Here is a 20,581-nt window from a genome sequence, read left to right as displayed (position 1 = left end):
GAGATAGTCAATGATTAAAATTTTGTGCCAGATCAAGCATTTTGTCCAAGAGCATTTTAAGGCTGGGGCATTTATTGTAAGCAATTTCTGGATCAAGCCTGCCAAAAAGATCTTGTCCATTCACCACTTTTTTGTATGATCGCCCAACATGTAGAGGGTACAATCGCTCTAATAGTTTCCCTGGTGGCTCATTAAAATTCACCGCTTCCGGATGGCTGATTTTTTTTGGGAAGGCCTTTTTTACATTGGCAGGAAAGATGTTGGGGTCGCTAAGAAGCCATGCCTCAACTTCGTGAACAGCAAAAAACTGAAAAAATCTGGCTTCGTTGACTTTGCCCTCTATCTCATTTTTTGCCCACTGGTAACGTTCTTTGCTTTCTTGTAAATGGGTGGGATAAAAAGAAGGACCATAAAGATCCAGCAAAGAAATGACGGCAATAACATCATTTTTTTCTGGCCCCTCCAAATGCATCTTCGCTTTTAAAGGAGCATCTTTGATGAGTTCTGGCCACCCCTCAAACCGGACAGTTTTAATACCCACAGGCTTTGGCAACTTAGGGTCAAGCCATTTTTTCAGAAATTGAGACAATGCCTTGTTTTCAGTATGGCCCTCAACAAAAACAATAAATTTCATCCTATCTGCTCCAATTCTCCCGATCTAAAAAGAGCTCCCAGCGAGTATTCCTTAAGCCAGTAATCAAGCTCTTCTCCCCGCAATGTTTTCAAGGTCGTTTCACCATCCTGCCATTTGGCAACGGTTGTGGTTGGTCTGGTTCCTGCGAAGGCATCGAGAAATTGAGGGGAATGGGTTGTCAGGATAACCTGTGATCTCATGGATGCATCAACGGCATATTCAGCAACGAGTGGAAGCATGGAGGGATGCAGTCCCGTCTCCGGTTCATCGATGGCTATAATGGGAGCAGGGGAGGGGCTTGCAAGAATAGTTAACAGAAACAGAAAACGAAGGGTTCCATCAGAAAGTTCAGCTGCCGATTGTTCCCGCTTAAGTGATTTCCATCGGATTCTTAATTGTATTCTCTGATCAGAAGCAGGAGGGAAGACCAATTCTTCAAAATCATCACCAAATGCCGCCCGCATGGCAGAATTAATGTCGTTTTTAAAATCGCGATCACCTGTGTAAAGGGTATGCAAAACAGAAATAAGGTTTTGCCCATCAGGATCAACCCGTTTTTCCATGCGGGCAATGGCAGGCTGTCGGATTGGTGCATCTTTACTGGTGTGCAAATCATGATAAACGGCTATGGATGCCAGACTTTTCTGGAAATGGGGAATGAAGTGGTTATTCATAAAAGGCCCAGATGCTATGGAAAGGAGACTTTCTTCATCTGACACAAAATCTTCAGACATATTAAAGGCCTGTTCTTTTTCATCAAAAATTACTGCTCTTTTTCCAGTTCTCTCCAAAAATGTAAAAGGCTTCCCTTCAACACCTTTCCTTGATTTATGCGAGTTGATCAGCAGCTCTTTCTCCACCCTGTATGAACTTCCTGCTCCCAGCCTTGCTAAGTCAAGATTGTAAGTTTCAGGGCCGAACTCTCCCCCTTCCGGTGCTGTTTCCAACTCAAACTTTATGGAAGCAGCAATGCCATCCCAAACGATGGGATCCATTCCACCTAAAGATTGAATGTATTTGCCAAGTCTGCCTTGTGCTGACATGGAAATCAGTTCTATAAATCGCAGCAGATTAGATTTGCCTGTACCATTAGGGCCGATAATGACATTGAGATCTCCTGGCAACCAGCTGACACTACGAAGGGAACGGAAACCTTCTATCTTCAATTGTTTGATTTTCATTCTATGTATTCCTTACATTCTGATTTTTTCGCCCTGCGGGGCAGCAGATCAACAGCAAAACCGGCAGGCCTTTGATCTTTCACTGTGGGATTTCAAAAAATCCCATGGGGGATGGCCGTGCGTTCAAACAGCATTCCTTCCATACGCTCTCACAGTACGCACAAACCAGCGATCAGATAATTTAGAATGTAACCAGCCCAATTGTGCCGACACTGTCGTCACAATCTAAATACGTGGAAACTGCTGGTAGAATTTTATCATCCGAAGGAGGCCTGACCGATCATAGCCTTGCCCGTATTCTGCTACCAGTTTTTCAGCATACCCCTGTAGAAAAACTTTTCAAGCAGGAATACCCAAAATGAAGGACAAAAAAAGGTGCAAAAACCATCTGCCGATGATTCTGCACCTTTGTATATCCTTAAGGAAGCCATGCCTCCTGAAGTTTTCATATGGCCTTATGGATAATAGGCCGCACTGGCTCTGGCGGATTCCCAGACCCTGACCCTCCGGACCCGGACGCCTCCGCCAAGGGGCAGAAGGCGTTCACTGAGATTTTCTGCAATAAAACGGGCGATATTTTCGGAAGAAGCATTTTTTCCGGCAAAGGCAGGATGTTCATTTAAAAAGCAGTGGTCAAGGGATGCAAGGATTTCCCTTAAGTGTTTTTTAAGCAGACCAAAATCCATGAGAACATGGGCCTCGTTCAGCTCTTTTCCTTCCACGGCGGCTTCCACATCAAAATTATGACCATGGAGATTTTCACATTTTTCCGTCACATTGTGGAGCTGATGCGCCGCAGCAAAATCTCCCCTTACCCGCAGTTCATACATATCAAAGGCCCTTGAAAAGGTTTTTCAGCTTATTGGTAAATTTTTCCTCATCCAGCTTGGCAAATTCCCGAAGGAGCTTTTCCTGTTTTTTATTCACATGGGTGGGGGTTTTCACATGCACCTGAATGATCTGGTCTCCCCTTTGTCCGGTACGGAGCGAAGGAATCCCTTCTCCCTTGAGCCGGAAGGTATCTCCGTACTGGGTTCCCTTGGGAATATTCAGATCCTTTTCCCCTTCAAGGGTTTCCACACGGATGGTGTCTCCCAGTGCTGCCTGCACCATGGAAATATCCACAAAACAGAGAATATCACTGCCTTCCCTCTGGAAAAGCTTGTGGGGCTTCACATGGATGAAAACATAAAGATCCCCCTGGGGGCCGCCATTGGGACCGGGTTCCCCTTCCCCCGTCAGCCTGAGACGGGAACCGTTATCCACCCCTGCGGGGATACGCACGGAAACCTTTTTCTTTGCTGGCATCCGACCCCGGCCATGGCATTTGGAACAGGGATTGCGGATGATTTTTCCGGCACCCTTACAATAGGGACAGGTACTGCGCACGGTAAAAAAGCCCTGAGTCTGGGCATACTGACCCGTTCCCCGGCAATGGGGGCAGACCTCAGGGCCTGAACCCGGCTCACAGCCGTCTCCGCCGCAGTGGCCGCAGTTTTCCAGTTTTTCAAACTCAAGCTCCCTTTCGGAGCCGAAGGCCGCCTCGCTGAACTCTATCTCCAGATCATAGCGGAGATCCGACCCCCTGCGGCTGCGCTGACCACCGCCCCTGCGTCCGCCAAAACCAAAAAAATCCTCAAAAATATCCCCGAAACTGGAAAAAATATCATCAAAGCCACCGGCTCCGGAAAACCCTGAATTTTCAAGGCCTCTGTGGCCAAACTGATCATAGATACGCCGTTTTTCCGCATCGGAAAGCACGGCATAGGCTTCCGAGGCTTCCTTGAAGCGGTCTTCCGCCTTTTGATCCCCCGGATTTTTATCCGGATGATATTTCATGGCCAGCTTGCGGTAACTCTTTTTTATACTGTCCGCATCCGCATCCCGGCTGACACCGAGAACCTCATAATAATCCCGTTTTTCTGCCATAACCTACCCGTTTTTGCACCGGAAACGCATCCCGGCTCCGTTTATTTTGCATATCCATAAAGAATGTGATAGTCGAAGCTTTTACGGATTTTGAGTTTACTTAAACAACGACGCAAAACTAATACCTGTGACGGCCTTGTCAATGAAAAATAAAGAAATTCCCTTTGTCCAGAGCATGTTCGATGCCATTGCACCGAAATATGATTTTCTTAACCGCCTCTTAAGCCTGCGTCAGGATACCCTCTGGCGGCGCAGGGCCGTCCGCTCCCTCAAACTGCCCAAAAAGGCGAAGGTGCTGGATGTGGCCTGCGGTACTGCGGATGTGGCAATGGAAGTCATCCGCCAGCATCCGGAGGCCTTTGTCCTTGGCGTGGATTTTTCCGAAAAAATGCTTGAAATCGGAAGGGAAAAAATCAGATCCTGCGGAATGGAAGATTCCATTGAACTGAAGCCAGCCAATGCCCTGCACCTGCCCTTTGGGGATAACAGCTTTGATGCCATCACCATTGCCTTTGGCATCCGCAATATTCAGGACAGAAAAAAGGCCCTTGGTGAATTTTACCGTTGCCTGAAACCCGGTGGAAGACTTGCCGTGCTGGAACTGGCCACACCTCCGGAAGGACTCCTCAGAAAACTTTATCTTCTTTATTTTCAGAGTATTCTTCCCTTTATCGGCGGACTTTTCTCCAGCAACTTTGCCTATACCTATCTTCCAGACTCTGTCATGGCCTTTCCGCAGCCTTCAGAATTTTCTGAAATTATTGAAGAGCAGGGATTTCATGGGGTTGCCTTCACCCCCCTGACCTTTAGCGTTGCCACCCTGTATACAGGGCAGAAACCGCCCGCAGCATAACCCCTATGCCCTGCTGCTGCGCTTCAGCACCGTATCCATGAGCCAGTTCACATCATCACGCTCAGGGTAATCAATGGAGTAATGGAGTCCCCGGCTTTCCTTGCGGCGCTGGGCACTGCGGATGATGAGTTCCGCCACCAGGGCAATGTTGCGCAGCTCGATCAGATCCGATGTCACCCGGAAATTCCAGTAGTATTCCTGAATTTCCATCTGTATGTTGTCTATTCTCCGCCTTGCCCGGGCCAGACGTTTATCCGAACGCACAATGCCCACATAGTTCCACATGAACATGCGGATTTCATCCCAGTTATGGGCCACCATGACGGCCTCATCACTGTCTGTGGTGCCCATTTCATCCCATTCGGGAAGATTTGAAGGAAGCTGGGTACTTTTAAAACGCTCAAGGGCATCCTCAGCTGCCCTGTGGGCGTAAACCAGCGCCTCAAGAAGGGAATTGCTTGCCAGCCGGTTGGCACCGTGCAGACCCGTACAGGCCGTTTCTCCGATGGCATAAAGACTGGAAATATCCGTTCTGCCCGAAAGATCCGTTGCAATGCCACCGCACATATAATGGGCGGCAGGTACCACGGGGATGGGATCAGAGGTCATGTCTATCCCGAATTTCATGCATCTGGCATAAAGATTAGGGAAGCGTTTTTTTATAAAATCAGAAGATTTATGGGAAATATCCAGAAAAGCGGAATCATCTCCCGTTCGTTTGAGTTCCGTATCTATGGCCCGGGCAACCACATCCCTGCAGGCCAGATCCTTCAGGGGAGAATAGCGCTCCATAAAGGCCTCACCCATGGCATTGCGAAGAATGCCGCCTTCTCCACGGACAGCTTCTGAAATCAGAAAATTCTTGGCCTCCGGATGGTAAAGGCAGGTGGGGTGAAACTGAACAAACTCAAGATTGGCCACCGAAGCCCCTGCCCTGTGGGCCATGGCAATGCCATCCCCCGTGGCCACATCCGGGTTGCTGGTGTAGGGATAGACCTTGCCTGCGCCGCCGGTGGCCATCACCGTGACCGGTGCCGTAAAGGTACACACCCGGTCCGATGCAATATCCAGCACATAGGCCCCGCAGCAGCGTTCTTCATGGCTGGTTACTATGAGACCCCGCCGGATGCGGGCGGCGTGGGTCAGCAGGTCAATGGCAATGTGGTGTTCGTACACGCTGATATTGGGATGGGATCTGACCTTTGACACCAGAACAGATTCAATTTCCCAGCCCGTCATATCCAGGGCATGGACAATACGTTTTTCCGAATGTCCGCCCTCCCTGCCCAGATCCAGATGCTCCTCATCGGCATGGCTGAACTTCACCCCCATGTCCATCAGTTCCCGGATACGTTCCGGGCCATTTCTGACCACCATATCCGTTACCTCGGGATCACAGAGACCTGCACCGGAAGCCAGGGTGTCCTTTACGTGCAGTTCAAAGGAATCCGTATCGGAAAATACCGAAGCGACCCCCCCCTGCGCCCTTACCGTATTGCTTTCCGAAATCTCCGCCTTGGTTACCACAGCCACGCTGCCATGATCCGCCACCTTCAGAGCAAACATCAGACCGGCAACGCCTGAGCCTAAAACCAGAAAATCGCTGTGGATACGCATCTTAAAAATCCTTTTTAAAGGGGCTTTTTTCATCAAAACGGGTTCGTAACACTGATAACGGCATACCATGGGCAAAAAAAGCCTTCTGCCCAAGGCCTTGACGGCGGGGACGCTTTGCGCTGCGCCATCGGGCCTCACATCAATAAAATGAGCTTTTCTTTTTTTTCCGCATGGAGCCGCCCAGCAGCATACCCACCAGAAGCACCCCTGCACCCAAGGCAAACATCTTGATGTTACGTTCCAGCAGTCTGGCATCCATATCTTTTACAAGAAGATCCTGTGCTTCCAGCTCTTTGCGCATTTTTGCCGCTTCTTCCTTTAAAGCCAGAAACTCCGCTGCATCTTCCTTGAGCTGCCTATGGGCGGATTCCGTTATTTCAAGATTTGTCTTCTTTTCCGTCAGGGTCTTTTTGAAATTTTTATTCTCTTCACGGAGTTCCGCTGCTTCCTTTTCCAGACTGCTGAAGCGCTGTTTCAGCCTTTCATGCTCCCGCTCAAAGGTAATCATGCGCACCTTACCCGGAGGATCGGGAACCAGAAAACGCCCCAGCATCCAGCCTTCTTTCCCATCGGCCAGTTTCACATAGGTCCAGTCTCCATCGGTTTCCATCTTCTGCACCCTGTCTCCGGAGCGGGCAATGGCCACAATTTTATTACTCGTACTTTTACCCGTGCGTACCATAAACTGAAGTTCATCGGTTACGTAGGCCATTTCCGCCAGAACACTGCCTGCACTCAGCCATAAAAAAGACATCATGATTAAAAATTTTAAATAAGATTTCATGTATCATCCTCAAGTTACAGAAGCCATTATTCAAAAAAAACGCCCCCAATCCGACAGCAGATTTTTTTAATGAATCATAATCCCCTTGAAAAAAGTTTTCATATCACTATGCTGACCATGCTGCCTTACCACCATTATTATGAAAATTAAGGATAATCTATGTTTCCCTTTGAACAGCTTGCAGCCAGACTGCCCCTCAGGCCGGGCTTTCATTATGGACGGCGTTACAGAAATACGGCCGTTCTTCTACCCCTTATCCAGATGGAAGACGGCGTACACCTGCTCTTTGAAGAACGGGCCGATGGTATCCGTCAGGCCGGAGAAATCTGCTTTCCCGGTGGCATGATGGATCCCGAAGATGCCAATCCCTGTGAAACGGCCATAAGGGAAAGCAGGGAAGAGCTTGGACTGTCTTCTGAAAACATAGAAGTTCTTGGAAGAATGGACATCCTCATGACCGTCATGGGTCTTACCGTAGCGCCTGTTGTGGCCCGTGTGCAAGTGAAAAACCTTGATGGGATGACACCCAACCCCGATGAAGTCTCCCGTATTTTCACCCTGCCCCTGGACTGGTTTAGAACACATCCTCCGGAAATACACACCATACAGATCATGGCCCACCCTGTGGTGACAAAAAAAAACGGGGAAAAGGAAATTCTTCTGCCCGTGGAAAAACTGGGACTCCCGGAACGCTATGCCCGTCCCTGGGGTGGTGTGCGTCATCCCGTTCTTTTCTGGTTTACACCCAAAGGCCTCATATGGGGGATCACCGCAGAGATCATTAAAAGTCTTCTGGAAATCACAGAAACACTGCACCCCGTATCAGAGGGAATCCAGACGACGGGAAAGATCTGAATACCTGCGGGTGGGCCTGTCGTTACGGATGGCCATGTCCAGAGCCTGGGACATGCCCACAAAAATAACCAGTCTTTTTCCCCGGGTCATGGCCGTATAGACAAGGTTCCGCTGGAGAAGGGGCGCATGCTCCGGCATCAGGGGAATAATGACTGCGGGATATTCCGACCCCTGGGATTTATGCACACTGATGGCATAGGCCAGAGCCAGCTCATCCAGCTCCTCAAGGGTATAACTTACCTGTCTTTCGCCCTCGCCTTCGCTGTAATCCACCAGCAGAAGGCCTTCTCCTTCCTCTATCTCACAGATCTGACCGATATCACCGTTAAACACTTCTTTTTTATAATTATTTTTTAAATGAATCACCTTGTCCCCAAGGCGGAAAGATCCCATATGCTTTTTTTTCCCCGGTTTCAGGGGGTTCAGGGCATTCTGCAGCACCTGATTGAGAAAGAGGGTACCCACCTCGCCCTTGTGCATGGGGGTCAGTACCTGCACCTCCTTTAATGGATCAAAACCAAAACGCTCGGGAATCCTTTGGGAACAGAGGGCAACGATGGTTTCCACCACCTTTTCCGGGCTTCCCTGACGGATAAAATAAAACTCCGACAGACGGCCTTCTTCCACAGGAGTAAAATCCGGCATCCTGCCCTGATTCACAAGGTGGGCATTCAGGACGATGGGACTTTCAGCAGCCTGACGGAAAATACTTGTCAGGGTAAAAGAGGGGATTCTTCCGGAGCTGATCAGATCCGCCAGCACATTGCCGGGGCCAACGGAAGGCAGCTGGGAAACATCCCCGACAAAGAGTATCCTTGCATTGACGGGTACGGCAGAAAGCAGGTGAAACATGAGAAGAATATCCACCATGGAAGCTTCATCCACAATGAGCATGTCCAGATCCAGGGGATGATCCCTGTTCATTTCAAACCGGCTTTCCATCTGATTGTATTTCAGCAGACGGTGCAGGGTCAGGGCCTTGCGGCCGGTAACTTCGGCAAGTCTTCGGGCAGCCCTTCCCGTGGGTGCGGCCAGAAGAATTCTTGCTCCCCTTTCCCCCATAACGGCACAGATACTCCGTATCAGGGTGGTTTTTCCCGTACCCGGCCCCCCCGTGAGGATGGCCACCCGATGCTCCAGAAGACGGGAAAGGGTATTGAGCTGTTCTTCGGAAAGGCGGATGGCCAGCCCCTTCAGTACCGAGAGCTCAAGGGAAGACAGATCCGGCCTCATATTATCAGGAGAAGGAATGCTGAGCATGGCTGAAAGCCGCAAACCGATTCCCGCTTCAGCACCATGCATATCTGAGAGATAAATGTGGCGCTGCTCTTTTCCCTCTTCGGCCACAATCACCCTTTCCTTTTCCATAGAGGAAAGGGCCTCTGCCAGCTTTTCCCGGTTTCCTCCCAGAAGACGCAAAGCTTTGTTTAAAAGCTCCCTTTCCGGCAAAAAAACATGGCCTGAGTATCCGGCCCTTTCCAGAACATGTAAAAGACCGGCACTGATTCTGGAACTGGCATCCTTTTCCATTCCCGCAGCCAGACCCAGACGGTCCGCCACCTCAAAGGGAACCTCCGGTATTTCCCGGCAGATGCGGTAGGGATCTTCCTGCACCAGCTGCAGGGCTTCGCTTCCATAGGTATGCAGAATTTTAGCCCCCGAAGAAGGGGAGGCACCGATTCTGGCCATAAGGGCCATGAGGGTTCGTATGGCATGGTAGGACTTCCAGGCTTTGGCAATGACGCTGGCTTTGGATTTTCCTATGCCCGGCACCTCCTCAAGACGCTCAGGGCTGCTGTCCAGTATTTCAAGGGTATGGGTACCGAAATAGGCCACCAGTTTTTCCGCCATCCCTGCTCCCACGCCGGGAACAACCCCGGATGCCAGATAGCGGCGGATTCCCCGGGCCGTATCCGGAAGAATCACTTCAAACTGAAGAATGCGGAACTGTTCCCCAAATTTTACATGCTTTTCCCATTCACCTTCAATGCGCAGGGTTTCACCGGCACGCACGCCCGAAAGAACTCCCACGATGGTTATTTCCGTCTGATAACCATCCGGTGTATAGCGGGCCACAGTGTATCCGTTTTCAGGATTTGAGAATCGGATACTGTCCAGTCTTCCCTGAAGAACAATCATTGAAATCCAACCGTTTCAGTATTTTTTACAGGAAAAAACAGATCCGGAAAGAATCCGGTCAACGGCATCTGCCAGATCTTCTGCCAGATAATCGGGCAGGGGTCCGTTTTTTTTTAAAAAGGCCATATCCTTCTGGCCGTTTCCTGTTTTTACAAGAATTTTTCTTCCCACACCTGCGGCTTCTGCCGCCTGCATGTCCTTGGCACTGTCTCCTACCATGATACTTTCGGAAAGATCCATACCATGCTTTTTTTCCGCCTGAAAAAAAAGACCGGGGCCGGGTTTTCTGCATGAACATCCCTCATCGGGTCTGTGGGGACAATAAAAGATATCTTTTATTTTTCCACCAAAAAGCGCCACACCCTGACAAAGATGCTGAAAAATATCTGATAATTTTTCTTCCGTCACCCATCCCCGGTTAATGACAGACTGGTTGGTGATCAGAATCACATCCAGACCGGCTGCAAAAAGTTTTCCTATGGCTTCGGCACTGCCGGGGATAAAATGAAAATCAGATACAGAGCGGATATAATCCGGAGAATCCCGGTTGATAACACCATCCCTGTCCAGAAAAACAACCCCTTTTCCACAATCTTTTTTCACCATTTTTTCCTTCATTCAGCAACCGTCATGGCACCTTCATACCCTTTGTTGCGGAAGTGATTCTCCGCTTTTTTTGCCTCAGAAAGATCCGTATATCCTGTTACACGGACACGGTAAAAAACAGTACCGTCCTGTCTGTGGCTAAGGATACGGGTACGGTGTCCTTCTTTTTTCAAATTTGCCGCAAGACGATCTGCATTATTTTTTTCAGTAAAGGCACCCAGCTGAACGGCAAAAACACCCTTTTTCAAATCTATTGGCCTTCGGCTTTCCGAAGCCAGTGCCCTGACCTCCACGGGCCCCACCCCCTTTTTGTCCAGACCGATGGCTCTGGCTGAAGCATAGGAAAGGTCAATGATTCTTCCCCGGACAAAGGGCCCGCGATCATTGATGCGAACCTGTACTTTTTTCCCCGTTTCTATACATCTCACCTCAACAAGGGTACCAAAGGGCAGGGTTTTATGGGCCGCCGTCATGGCATGCATATTGTATTTTTCCCCGTTGGCCGTGGTTTTTCCATGGAATTTCGAACCATACCAGGAAGCAATACCCCTTTCACGATAACCGGAAGCATCGGGAATGGGATAATACCATTTTCCAAAAACCTTATAAGGCCGCTGCCCGGCAGGCTTTGAAGAAGGTTCCGGTGCCTTTGTTGCACAGGAAGCCAGCAGAAAAAGCACAACAAGGGCCATCAGGCCATATGTTCTTAATGATATCATTTTTTACCCCGAACGGATTTCTTATCAAAGGTGAATGCTTTATGCCATAATGCCATGGTATTCATCCGGAGGCACTTACGTCCATATCCGGATAAACCACTGATTTTATCACAAGAGAGCAGATATGATAAATAAAACGTAACTGTTCAGCACACTTTTTCATATCATACCTGCAAGACAGATGCACAGGCTCCAGGCTATTTGCCCGTGACGCAATCTTATTCGGGAGCTTCTTGCCCTGTGCGGAAGCGGCAAAACCTCCCCGCCACAGGCAGGATAAGATTTTTTATTACCATATCAGACTTGAGCACGCTGCCTTTGTGGCGGCTCAGACAGTTTGCCGCTTCTTTCGCACAGGGCTTCAAAGCTCTGATCCGAAACGATTGCAATGTCACTTGCAAATAGCCACGGAGCCTTGCAACAGTACGAAGCTGTTGCAACTACAGCATTGGCAGTTCAAAATAAATTGTGCTGAATAATTACAAAAAAACAAGATCTTTGACTTATTTTTCCTTTAAGAATACATAGAAACCGGTTCAGATTATGCCCTTTAACAGTATAAAAAAAGGAGTTATCCATGGGTGCCTTTACCTGGCTTCACGCCAACCTCACCGTATTTGACCTTGAAAAAAGTCTGGATTTTTACAAAAAAGCGCTGGATCTTGAAATTGTCAGAGAGTATGCGCCGGAAGACGGGAGTTTCAAACTGGTTTATCTCGGGGATAAAACCACACCCTTTCAACTGGAACTCACCTGGTTAAGGGACAGGGAAAAACCCTATAATCTGGGAGACAATGAGATTCATCTGGCCTTTTCCGTAAAAGATTACGAAGCCGCCCTTGCAAAACACAGGGAAATGGGATGTGTGGTCTTTGAAAACACGGAAATGGGCATTTACTTTATTGCGGATCCGGATGGGTACTGGACAGAAATTCTGCCGGAAAACCACAGCCTTTAAAAAACCGGCAGCTTCTCCTTCAGATACGGATAAGCTGCCTTATTTTTTTCAATTGTAATTCTGATTACCACTGTCTTTCAGCCATATTAACCTTCACCATGGAAATTATATGACCAGATTTTACGCATGTTAGCGGGCACCCGTAAAGGGTGCCCCTACACAAAACAGGGTTTTAAAAACCATTCGTAGGGGCAGGCCTTGCGCCTGCCCGTGTTAAAGCCCGCACCATAGGCCTGACAACAACCTGACCAGCAAACTGTGGCTGAGTCAGGGTAGTAATCAGAATTGTAATTATTCAGCACAGTTTATTCCGCACTGCCAATACTGTAGTTGCAGCAGCTTTGTACTGTTGCAAGGCTCCGTGGCTATTTGCAAGTGACATTGCAATCGTTTCGGATCAGAGCTTTGCAGGCCTGTGCGAAAGAAGCGGCAAACTGTCTGGGCCGCCACAAAGGCAGCGTGCTGAGGTCTGCTATGGTAATCAAAAAGCTTATCCTGCCTGTGGCGGGGGGTTTTTTCCGCTTCCGCACAGGGCAAAAAGCTCCCGAATAAGATTGCGTCACGGGCAAATAGCCTGGGGCCTGTGCGTCTGTATTGCAGCTATGGTACTTGGAAAACTGTGCTGAACAGTTACTTTCAATTTAAAATTCAATATTTCCGGGTGTTCTTGGAAAAGGAATAACATCCCGGATATTGGACACACCCGTTACCAGCATAAGAAGGCGTTCAAATCCCATACCGAATCCCGCATGGGGCACCGAACCCCAGCGTCTTGACTCCAGATACCAGTGATAACTTTCCCGTGAAAGATTCTGGGCATCCATCCTCATGGCCAGAATATCCTCCCTTTCTTCCCTCTGGCTTCCGCCCATCAGCTCTCCGATGCGGGGAACCAGAAGATCCATGGCTGCCACCGTTTTTTCATCATCATTGAGGCGCATATAAAAGGGCTTGATATTTTTGGGATAATTATAAAGAATAACGGGCTTTGAAAAAATATTTTCCGCAAGAAACCGTTCATGCTCCGATTTCAGATCCTCCCCCCATACCACGGGAAACTCAAAACCCGATCCCTTTTTCAGGAGCAGATCCACAGCTTCCGTATAGGTGATGCGGGCAAAGTCTTCGCTGATGATGCGTTCCAGAACCCCTGCAAGGTCTTTATCCACAAAGCGGGTAAAGAGGGAGAGATCTTCCCTGCAATGCTCCATCACCCAGGATACGAGAAATTTCAGGGAATCCTCCGCAAGATCCATGGCATCATCAAGATCCGCAAAGGCCATTTCAGGCTCCACCATCCAGAATTCCGCAGCATGGCGGGATGTATTGGAGTTTTCCGCCCGGAAAGTGGGGCCAAAGGTATATACCCTGCCCAGAGCCAGGGCAAACATCTCTGCGGATAGTTGCCCGGATACGGTGAGGTGGGCAGGTTTTCCGAAAAAAGCCTCACCTTTTTCACCGGCAGTAACGGAAAAAAGTTCTCCTGCACCCTCGCAGTCCGAACCCGTAAGAATGGGGGTATGGAGAAGGGAAAACCCCTTTTTTCTGTAATAATGATGAACGGCAAAGGCCATCTCCGATCGGATGCGGAACATGGCTCCGTATTTGTTGGTTCTGGGACGCAGATGGGCAATGCTGCGCAGAAATTCATCGCTGTGTCTTTTTTTCTGTAAAGGGTAGGACTCCGGAGCCCTCTGATAAACCTGCACGTCTCTGGCTTTCAGTTCAAAGGCCTGACCCTCTGCGGGCGACGATACCAGATCTCCGGTAACACAGACAGAACTGCCCGTTGTGATACGGCTCATTTCTTCATAAAAGGGAAGGGAAGCCTCCACCACAACCTGAAGGCTGGCAAGACAGGAGCCATCATTGACTTCAATAAAAGTAAGTTCCCGGCCCGTTCTCCGGGTCCGAACCCATCCCATGATACGGATTTCCATCCGTTCTTCCTTGAAAGACAGCATTTCCTGAACCGTCATGCGTTTCATTTTTTTTCCTTTACTCCACAAAGGCCACAAATTCAGAGGCATAAACAAAGCGGTATCTGTCCTTCACCCCGGGAAGTACCCGCTGAAGTTCTTCCAGGGTAACCCTGTGGGGATGACCGATACCCAGAGCATTGCCATGCTTGTCTGCGATGCGAAAAAGCCGGTCCAGCTCCCTTTTTATGGCATCTTTATGCTGGATATGATCTAAAAAAACATCCCTTTCGGCAAAGGGAAGCTGAAACATTCTGGCAGAGGGGCGGCACCGGCTGTCTGCGGCTGTTCTGCTGTCAATAAAAAACAGATTTTCTTTTTTTAACACCGTAAAAATCTGATTGATATGGGATTCCGATGCCGTAAGGGCGGAGCCCATGTGGTTGTTTACACCCCGGATATGGGGAATGGCCGAGAGATTATGCCTTAAAGTCTCTATCAGTTCGTCAGGCTCCATTGAAAGGAACAAAGCACCCGGTCCCGGATGGATACGGGGATATTCCACGGGCTGCATGGGAAGGTGCAGCATCACTTCATACCCCCTTTCATGGGCCCTGTTTGCTATTCTCACACCATGGGGACTGTGGGGAAGGACGGAAAAAGTCAGGGGAATGTCCAGAGCCATAAAGGCTTCGGCAATGGCAGGATCATAGCCCATATCGTCGATAATAATGGCAACCACCGGTTGGTCAGGCCTTTTTTCCTTTACAGGCTGGACCCTCTCCCTTTCCACTTCCTTTTTGGGAAACACCTCGTAGGTGGGAATGCTTTTTTCCTCCTGACGGATTATTTCCGGTTTTTTTAATGTTTTTTCAATGGTTAAGACTGGTTTTTCCGGCTTGATAACCCTTGGTTCTTTATGAATACGGGAGAGGGGAGAGGAAATATCTTTATCCCCTTTAAGGGAGACATCCCTCTGGGACGGCTTAAAAAAAAGGTGGGCTGCCAACCCTGTTCCCACCACAAGAATCAGGAGAAGTAAAAGTGCCATGGGGCCCTGATTGGTTTCAGAAGGAGGAGAACTCTTTTTACCTTTGGAAGCGGAAGCCTTCTTTGCAGGGGATTTTCTGGCTCCGGTTTTTCCTGCTGCTTTCTTTTTTTCACCGGTTTTTGTTATTTTTTTTTTGGTCATACAAAAATCGCTTTATATATTTGGCCCTTCAAGGATACAGAAAAAACCGCCGCAGATCATGCGGCGGTTTTTATTCATCTCATCCTGATTCGGAAGAACCAATGTTTTTATTAAATGAAAAAAATATGGATACCTTTTAAATCATCTTATTTTTTATCAAAAATACTATAACCAATCAGAATATCCAGCGCCCTCTGTACCTGCTGATCTCTCATGAGCTTTTTTAAATCCAGGCCCGAAGAAACTATTTCCTTTTTTTCTTCTGAAACGCCTTCAGAGTCTGAAAGACCCTTTCCGTCAATATGGTTTTTCAGATCCCGCTCATGGAAAAAACGGTCTTCTTCTTTTTTATCTTCTTCAAGGATCAGATGGGGAACCCGGATATCCGGCACAATACCTTCTGCCTGAATGGATCTGCCAAGGGGGGTATAATAACGGGCAATGGTATATTTCAGGGCATATCCGTCTTTTAAAGGCCGCACTGTCTGAACGGAGCCTTTACCAAAGGAAGTTGTGCCCAGAATAACTGCCCTTTTATGATCCTGAAGGGCTCCTGCCACAATTTCTGAGGCACTGGCACTGCCCGAATTAATCAGAACAACCATGGGATAAGCGGGTTCCGTACCCCTTCTTTTCGCCCGAAATACCTGAGGATTCGCCCTTTTTCTTCCCTGTATGGAAACAATATCTCCTCCGTCAAGGAAGAGATCCGCGACTGAAACAGACTGATCCAGAAGACCACCGGGGTTGGCCCTGAGATCCAGCACCAGACCTTTCAGGCTGTTTTCCTGTTTGATGATCTGAAGAGCTTTTTTCAGATCATCCGTTGTATTTTCACGGAAATTGGTTACCCAGACATAACCGTATCCGGGCCGAAGAACCGCATAGCGCACACTTTCTATGGGAATCATGTCCCGTATCAGCGTAAATTCGAGGGGATCGGAAAGGCCTTTACGGAAAATCTTTATTTCTACGGCTTCTCCCTTGGGGCCACGCATCCTTTTTACAGCTTCCCAGAGCATCATGTCTTTGGTGGATTCACCATCCACTTCCACAATCACATCTTCCGCTTCTATTCCAGCCTTAAAGGCCGGTGTTCCCTCGATGGGCGAAACAACCGTGAGAAGTCCGTCCTTGGTGGTAATGACAATACCGATACCGCCAAATTCGCCTTTGGTATCGGTCTGAAGATCCTCAAAGGCTTCGGGCGGAAGAAATGCCGAATGGGGATCAAGGCTGCCAACCATGCCCTGAATGGCTTTTTTAATGAGGTCTTCGGTCTTTACCTCATCCACATAATTGGCTTCGATTTCTTCTATAACATCACTGAAAACCTTAAGTCCCTTATAAGTCTCTGCACTTCCCCTTGCAAAAACCGTTTTGTGAAAACCGGCGGAACCCAGAATCATGAGAACGGCAATACCTGTTGCCGCCAGAATATAACGTGCTCTTGACATTTTAAAAGGCATGAGAACTCCTTGGGAGGATACCTGACTTTAAAAAAACCAGTTTTTTATCCTGTTTATTATGGTTTAGCCGCTTTTGACCCACAGCATAGGGTCTATGGGTTTTCCTTGCCTGCGTATTTCAAAATGCAGCATGGATCCGGAAAGGGAGCCCGCATCCCCTACAGTGGCAATGACTTCATTGCGGTTCACACTGTCCCCTGTTTTTTTAAAAAGCTCTTCGGCATGGGCATAGACCGAATAGTAATGATCCCCATGATCCAGAATCATCATATTTCCGTACCCTGTGAACCAGTCCGCAAAAATAACGGTACCTGAAAAAAATGCCCGGACAGGTTCTCCGCGATCTGCCCTTATGCCAATACCGCTCTGGAATGTCTGTACATTGAGTTCCGGATTTCTTCTGTACCCAAAACGGGAAATGATTGTACCGTTCACGGGCATATCAAGCAAGCCCTTGAATTTTTCAAAGGGCCCGGATGGCTGGGAAGGTGTTGCTTTTCTTCGGGAAAGCCTTTCAATGGTCTGATCCAGCTTTCCTTTAACCTCTTCCAGTGCCGCAACGGCAGCAAGGCCATGCTGCTGTTTTGTACGGATATCATTTAAAAGATTCTTCCTTTTTTCCTTTTCCGCCCTCTGAATGCGCTGCTGATCCGCAGCCCTCTGTGCGGCATCGGCAATACGTTCTTCTTCCTTATTCAGGCGTTCGGATAAAAGATTGAATTCCTGAATGCGCTGAACCTGCTCCATAAGAATACGATCATCCATCTGCAGAACTTTTTCCAGGGCTTTTTTATGGACAGAAAATTCATAGATGCTATCCGTTGAGGTGAGCAAAGCCATGCGGCCCGTTCCTTCCAGCTTGTAAAGGGCTGTCAGCCGCTTTGCCACCACCTCTTTTTTTTCCGTATTTTCTTTTTTCAGTTCAGCAATCATCTCCCTGGTCTGCCTGCGCTGCTCAAGGAGTTTATCCTGCTCCCTGCGAATGGAGGCAAGTCTTGCACCCACCTCATTGAGGGTTTTATCAATGGCATTCAGACCTGCAATAACATTGGTTTCCCTTTGTCTGTAACGGCTCAGCAGACTCTGCTGTTCCTGTATCCTTGAAAGAACCTCTTCCCTTTCCTTTTTTACGCTGTCCATTTCCTGATTAGCGGATGATATTCTTTTTATATAAACAGGCCTGTCCCTCAGATACCCTTCATTATTTCCGGAAATAACCCGTACCCACCCATCCCTTTCACCAAGAATACGAACCCTGTCGCCCCTGGACAGAACCATGACTACGGGAGTATTTCTGTCTGGCCCACTGCGCATATTCAGACGGTCCACTTCCACACGAACCATGTCATGGGCAAGGGCAGAAGACAGGCTGATCAAATATACCAAAAAAATAAAAAAACAGAGCCGGACCATCATTCAACCACTTCCTGCCGAAAGGAAAGATAGGCCCCCATCCATCCGATAAGGGTGGAAACACCAACCATAACCGCAACGGTGTGCAGTGGTAAAAAAGAAAAATCAAAGGCCAGGGCGGTAAAGGTTGCATCCATCCTGAAGGTAAGGGTTATATAGGTCAGAAAAAGAATCAGCATGCCCCCAAGGCCTCCGGAAAACCCCAGAATCAGGCCCTGAATATAAAAGGGTGCCTTGATGAATCCCTCTTCCGCTCCCACAAGACGCATGATTTCAACCTCTTCCTTGCGGGAATAGAATGCAAGGCGGATGGTATTGGCCACAATAAAAACCGAAATAAGAAAAAAAAGGCTTCCCATTCCCAGAGCAGCGAGACGCAGCATGGCAATCACCTTAAGAAAACGTCCTACCCACTGACCACCATATTCCACATCCTCAATGTTTTTTATTTTTTCAACATACAGGGCCACCTCTTCCACTGTGTCCCAGCTGTTGCCTTCCACCCGTACCCTCAGCTCAAAGGCATCGGGGAGGGGATTTTCGGGCAGGTTCTGAAATACGGCGGAATGTCTCTGCATACGGCTTCGTAAGGATTCAAGGGCTTCAGTTTTCGATATGAAACGGACATCAGAAATCAGATTGTTTTCTTTCAGGATATTATGAATACGCAGACGGTCCTGCTCCGTATGACCTTCTTCCAGATAGGCCAAAATACGGACACCGGCTCTCCATGAGGAAATAACATCAGCGGCATTGGAAGCAAAAAGCGTAAATGTACCGGAAAGGATAATGGATAAAACAATGGTTATCCATGTTATTCCATGTAAAAAACGGTGGCTTCTCATATCCTTCAGGGCATGACGGAAATGCCGTATCCACAGATCCTTCATTGGTTTTCCTCCACTTCATGATCAGAGGAAATTTCCTGTGTTTTTACACAACCCCTTTCAAGGCGGATTTCTCTGCCTTTCAGCCGGGAAATAATACGCCGGTTATGGGTTGCAATGACAAGGGTAGCTCCCCGTGCATGGAAGGTTTCAAGAAGCTGCATGATCTGTTCCGCAGAATCCGGGTCCAGACTGGCTGTGGGTTCATCCGCCAGAATCAGCCTTGGAGAGCCAACAACGGCTCTGGATACCGCCACACGCTGCTGTTCACCGCCGGAAAGGGAAGGGGGAAAAACCCGGGCCTTTTCTTCAATACCTGCGGTTCTTAAAACGCTCATTACTTTTTTTTCTATTATTTTAGGTTTTTCACCGGCGGCTTCCAGAACCAGGGCAACATTATCAAAAACACTGCGTCCGGCAATGAGTTTAAAATCCTGAAAAATAACCCCGAGGCGCCTTCTCAGCTCAGGAAGCTGACGGGATCCGATACGTGAAAGATTCATACCATCCACAATAATCTGACCCTGAGTGGCCACTTCCGCCTTGTATATCAGTTTTAAAAGGGTTGATTTTCCGGCACCGCTGGGGCCAGTAATAAAAACAATGTCGCCGGAAGCCACCTCAAGGGAAACACCTTTAATGGCAGAAGTTTTTCCGTAGGCCTTATAAACATCAAACATCCGGACAATCATATTTTTAGAAGGGTCTGTCATGGAGGGAAACATCCCTTTTTCACAGGGTTGGATAAAAAAGAGAGCAGATCATTATTAAAATAACAAGGAAAAGAATTGGGAATCATTTTGGATTATATATTCTGATCTGTCCATAAAAGATTCCAGATGCACCAACGGACGAAATAATTCAGTTTATTTTTTTATTATCATATTTTTATTTTCAATACCACAAGCCCTTTTTATACCTGAAGCCAACACAAATCAAAAATTTTTCAACTACTTCCGTTTCTTATCTTTTTATAAAAAAATTTTCTTTCCATTTCAATTTTAAAATATCCTCAATAAAAACGTAACTGTTCAGCACAGTTTTCCAAGTACCATACCTGCAAGACAGATGTACAGGCCCCAGGCTATTTGCCCGTGACGCAATCTTATTCGGGAGCTTCTTGCCCTGTGCGGAGGCGGCAAAACCTCCCCGCCACAGGCAGGATAAGCTTTTTGATTACCATAGCAGGCCTTGGTACGCTGCCTTTGTGGCGGGTCAGACAGTTTGCCGCTTCTTTCGCACAGGCCAGCAAAGCTCTGATCCGAAACGATTGCAATGTCACTTGCAAATAGCCACGGAGCCTTGCAATAGTACGAAGTTGCTGCAACTACAGCTTTGGCAGTTCAGAATAAACTGTGCTGAATAATTACATAAAAACAAAACAAAAAGTCCCTTTATTGACCCTTCTCAGACCTTCGTGGTATAA

General features: G+C 48.1%; 18 protein-coding genes. 3 read left to right on the top strand and 15 right to left on the bottom strand.

Going from position 1 to position 20,581, the window contains the following annotated elements; all coding sequences use genetic code 11:
• Positions 1-7 precede the first annotated feature (7 nt).
• The 4 genes from LZ24_RS03025 to dnaJ form a co-directional block, all read right to left on the bottom strand.
• A complete protein-coding gene (locus LZ24_RS03025; RefSeq protein WP_144682213.1) occupies positions 8-634 on the bottom strand; it encodes a DUF4276 family protein in 627 nt (208 codons plus the stop codon).
• Positions 631-1,815, bottom strand: a complete 1,185-nt coding sequence (locus tag LZ24_RS03020; RefSeq protein ID WP_144682212.1) for an AAA family ATPase — start codon at positions 1,813-1,815, stop codon at positions 631-633. Before LZ24_RS03020 ends, LZ24_RS03025 begins: the two co-directional genes overlap by 4 nt.
• Positions 1,816-2,270: 455 nt before the next feature.
• Positions 2,271-2,645: a 6-carboxytetrahydropterin synthase QueD gene (gene queD, locus LZ24_RS03015; protein WP_144682210.1), complete on the bottom strand. Its 375-nt coding sequence runs from the start codon at positions 2,643-2,645 to the stop codon at positions 2,271-2,273.
• Position 2,646: 1 nt separating this feature from the next.
• Positions 2,647-3,744 carry a molecular chaperone DnaJ gene (gene dnaJ / locus LZ24_RS03010; RefSeq protein ID WP_144682208.1) on the bottom strand — a complete coding sequence of 366 codons (1,098 nt, stop codon included), beginning with the start codon at positions 3,742-3,744 and terminating at the stop codon, positions 2,647-2,649.
• 142 nt (positions 3,745-3,886) lie between these two features.
• Between dnaJ and ubiE the strand changes: the two genes are divergently transcribed.
• Positions 3,887-4,597, top strand: a complete 711-nt coding sequence (ubiE, locus tag LZ24_RS03005; RefSeq protein ID WP_144682206.1) for a bifunctional demethylmenaquinone methyltransferase/2-methoxy-6-polyprenyl-1,4-benzoquinol methylase UbiE — start codon at positions 3,887-3,889, stop codon at positions 4,595-4,597.
• Between the two features lie 3 nt (positions 4,598-4,600).
• On the opposite strand, the gene nadB is transcribed toward ubiE, so the two are convergent.
• The gene (nadB, locus tag LZ24_RS03000; protein ID WP_144682204.1) at positions 4,601-6,214 is read right to left on the bottom strand and encodes an L-aspartate oxidase; all 1,614 of its coding nucleotides are present in this window, start codon (positions 6,212-6,214) and stop codon (positions 4,601-4,603) included.
• A 139-nt stretch (positions 6,215-6,353) separates the two neighbouring features.
• Positions 6,354-6,998: a TIGR04211 family SH3 domain-containing protein gene (locus tag LZ24_RS02995; RefSeq protein ID WP_144682202.1), complete on the bottom strand. Its 645-nt coding sequence runs from the start codon at positions 6,996-6,998 to the stop codon at positions 6,354-6,356.
• A 159-nt stretch (positions 6,999-7,157) separates the two neighbouring features.
• On the opposite strand from LZ24_RS02995, the gene LZ24_RS02990 reads away from it, so the two are divergent.
• Positions 7,158-7,853 carry an NUDIX hydrolase gene (locus tag LZ24_RS02990; protein ID WP_144682201.1) on the top strand — a complete coding sequence of 232 codons (696 nt, stop codon included), beginning with the start codon at positions 7,158-7,160 and terminating at the stop codon, positions 7,851-7,853.
• Here LZ24_RS02990 and recD2 read toward each other — a convergent pair.
• The 3 genes from recD2 to LZ24_RS02975 are packed head-to-tail and all read right to left on the bottom strand — an operon-like array spanning position 7,821 to position 11,317.
• On the bottom strand, positions 7,821-9,992 hold the full coding sequence (recD2, locus tag LZ24_RS02985; protein ID WP_144682199.1) for an SF1B family DNA helicase RecD2: 2,172 nt from the start codon (positions 9,990-9,992) through the stop codon (positions 7,821-7,823). The genes LZ24_RS02990 and recD2 overlap by 33 nt on opposite strands.
• A 15-nt stretch (positions 9,993-10,007) precedes the next feature.
• Entirely contained in the window at positions 10,008-10,598 is a 591-nt protein-coding gene (gene gmhB, locus LZ24_RS02980) for a D-glycero-beta-D-manno-heptose 1,7-bisphosphate 7-phosphatase (protein WP_144682197.1), read from the bottom strand.
• A gap of 8 nt (positions 10,599-10,606) precedes the next feature.
• Positions 10,607-11,317, bottom strand: coding sequence for a septal ring lytic transglycosylase RlpA family protein (locus LZ24_RS02975; protein WP_144682195.1), 711 nt, complete (start codon positions 11,315-11,317; stop codon positions 10,607-10,609).
• Between the two features lie 577 nt (positions 11,318-11,894).
• Here LZ24_RS02975 and LZ24_RS02970 point away from each other — a divergent pair.
• Positions 11,895-12,275 carry a VOC family protein gene (locus LZ24_RS02970; protein WP_144682193.1) on the top strand — a complete coding sequence of 127 codons (381 nt, stop codon included), beginning with the start codon at positions 11,895-11,897 and terminating at the stop codon, positions 12,273-12,275.
• Positions 12,276-12,916: 641 nt separating this feature from the next.
• Here the strand turns inward: LZ24_RS02970 and asnS are convergent.
• The 6 genes from asnS to LZ24_RS02940 form a co-directional block, all read right to left on the bottom strand.
• Positions 12,917-14,263, bottom strand: a complete 1,347-nt coding sequence (gene asnS / locus LZ24_RS02965) for an asparagine--tRNA ligase (protein WP_144682191.1) — start codon at positions 14,261-14,263, stop codon at positions 12,917-12,919.
• Between the two features lie 10 nt (positions 14,264-14,273).
• Complete coding sequence (locus LZ24_RS02960) at positions 14,274-15,386, bottom strand: divergent polysaccharide deacetylase family protein (RefSeq protein WP_144682189.1); 1,113 nt, start codon at positions 15,384-15,386, stop codon at positions 14,274-14,276.
• Between the two features lie 146 nt (positions 15,387-15,532).
• Entirely contained in the window at positions 15,533-16,855 is a 1,323-nt protein-coding gene (locus LZ24_RS02955; protein ID WP_144682187.1) for a S41 family peptidase, read from the bottom strand.
• 63 nt (positions 16,856-16,918) lie between these two features.
• Complete coding sequence (locus LZ24_RS02950) at positions 16,919-18,271, bottom strand: peptidoglycan DD-metalloendopeptidase family protein (RefSeq protein WP_144682185.1); 1,353 nt, start codon at positions 18,269-18,271, stop codon at positions 16,919-16,921.
• A complete protein-coding gene (locus LZ24_RS02945; RefSeq protein WP_144682183.1) occupies positions 18,268-19,158 on the bottom strand; it encodes a cell division protein FtsX in 891 nt (296 codons plus the stop codon). The genes LZ24_RS02950 and LZ24_RS02945 overlap by 4 nt, the downstream gene beginning before the upstream one ends.
• Positions 19,155-19,868 (bottom strand): cell division ATP-binding protein FtsE, encoded by a 714-nt coding sequence (locus LZ24_RS02940; RefSeq protein ID WP_144682181.1) that lies wholly within the window; start codon positions 19,866-19,868, stop codon positions 19,155-19,157. The genes LZ24_RS02945 and LZ24_RS02940 overlap by 4 nt, the downstream gene beginning before the upstream one ends.
• Positions 19,869-20,581: the final 713 nt, after the last annotated feature.

The organism is Desulfobotulus alkaliphilus, from assembly GCF_007830435.1.
Lineage (GTDB): Bacteria > Desulfobacterota > Desulfobacteria > Desulfobacterales > ASO4-4 > Desulfobotulus > Desulfobotulus alkaliphilus.
This window is presented reverse-complemented; position numbering and strand designations above follow the sequence as displayed.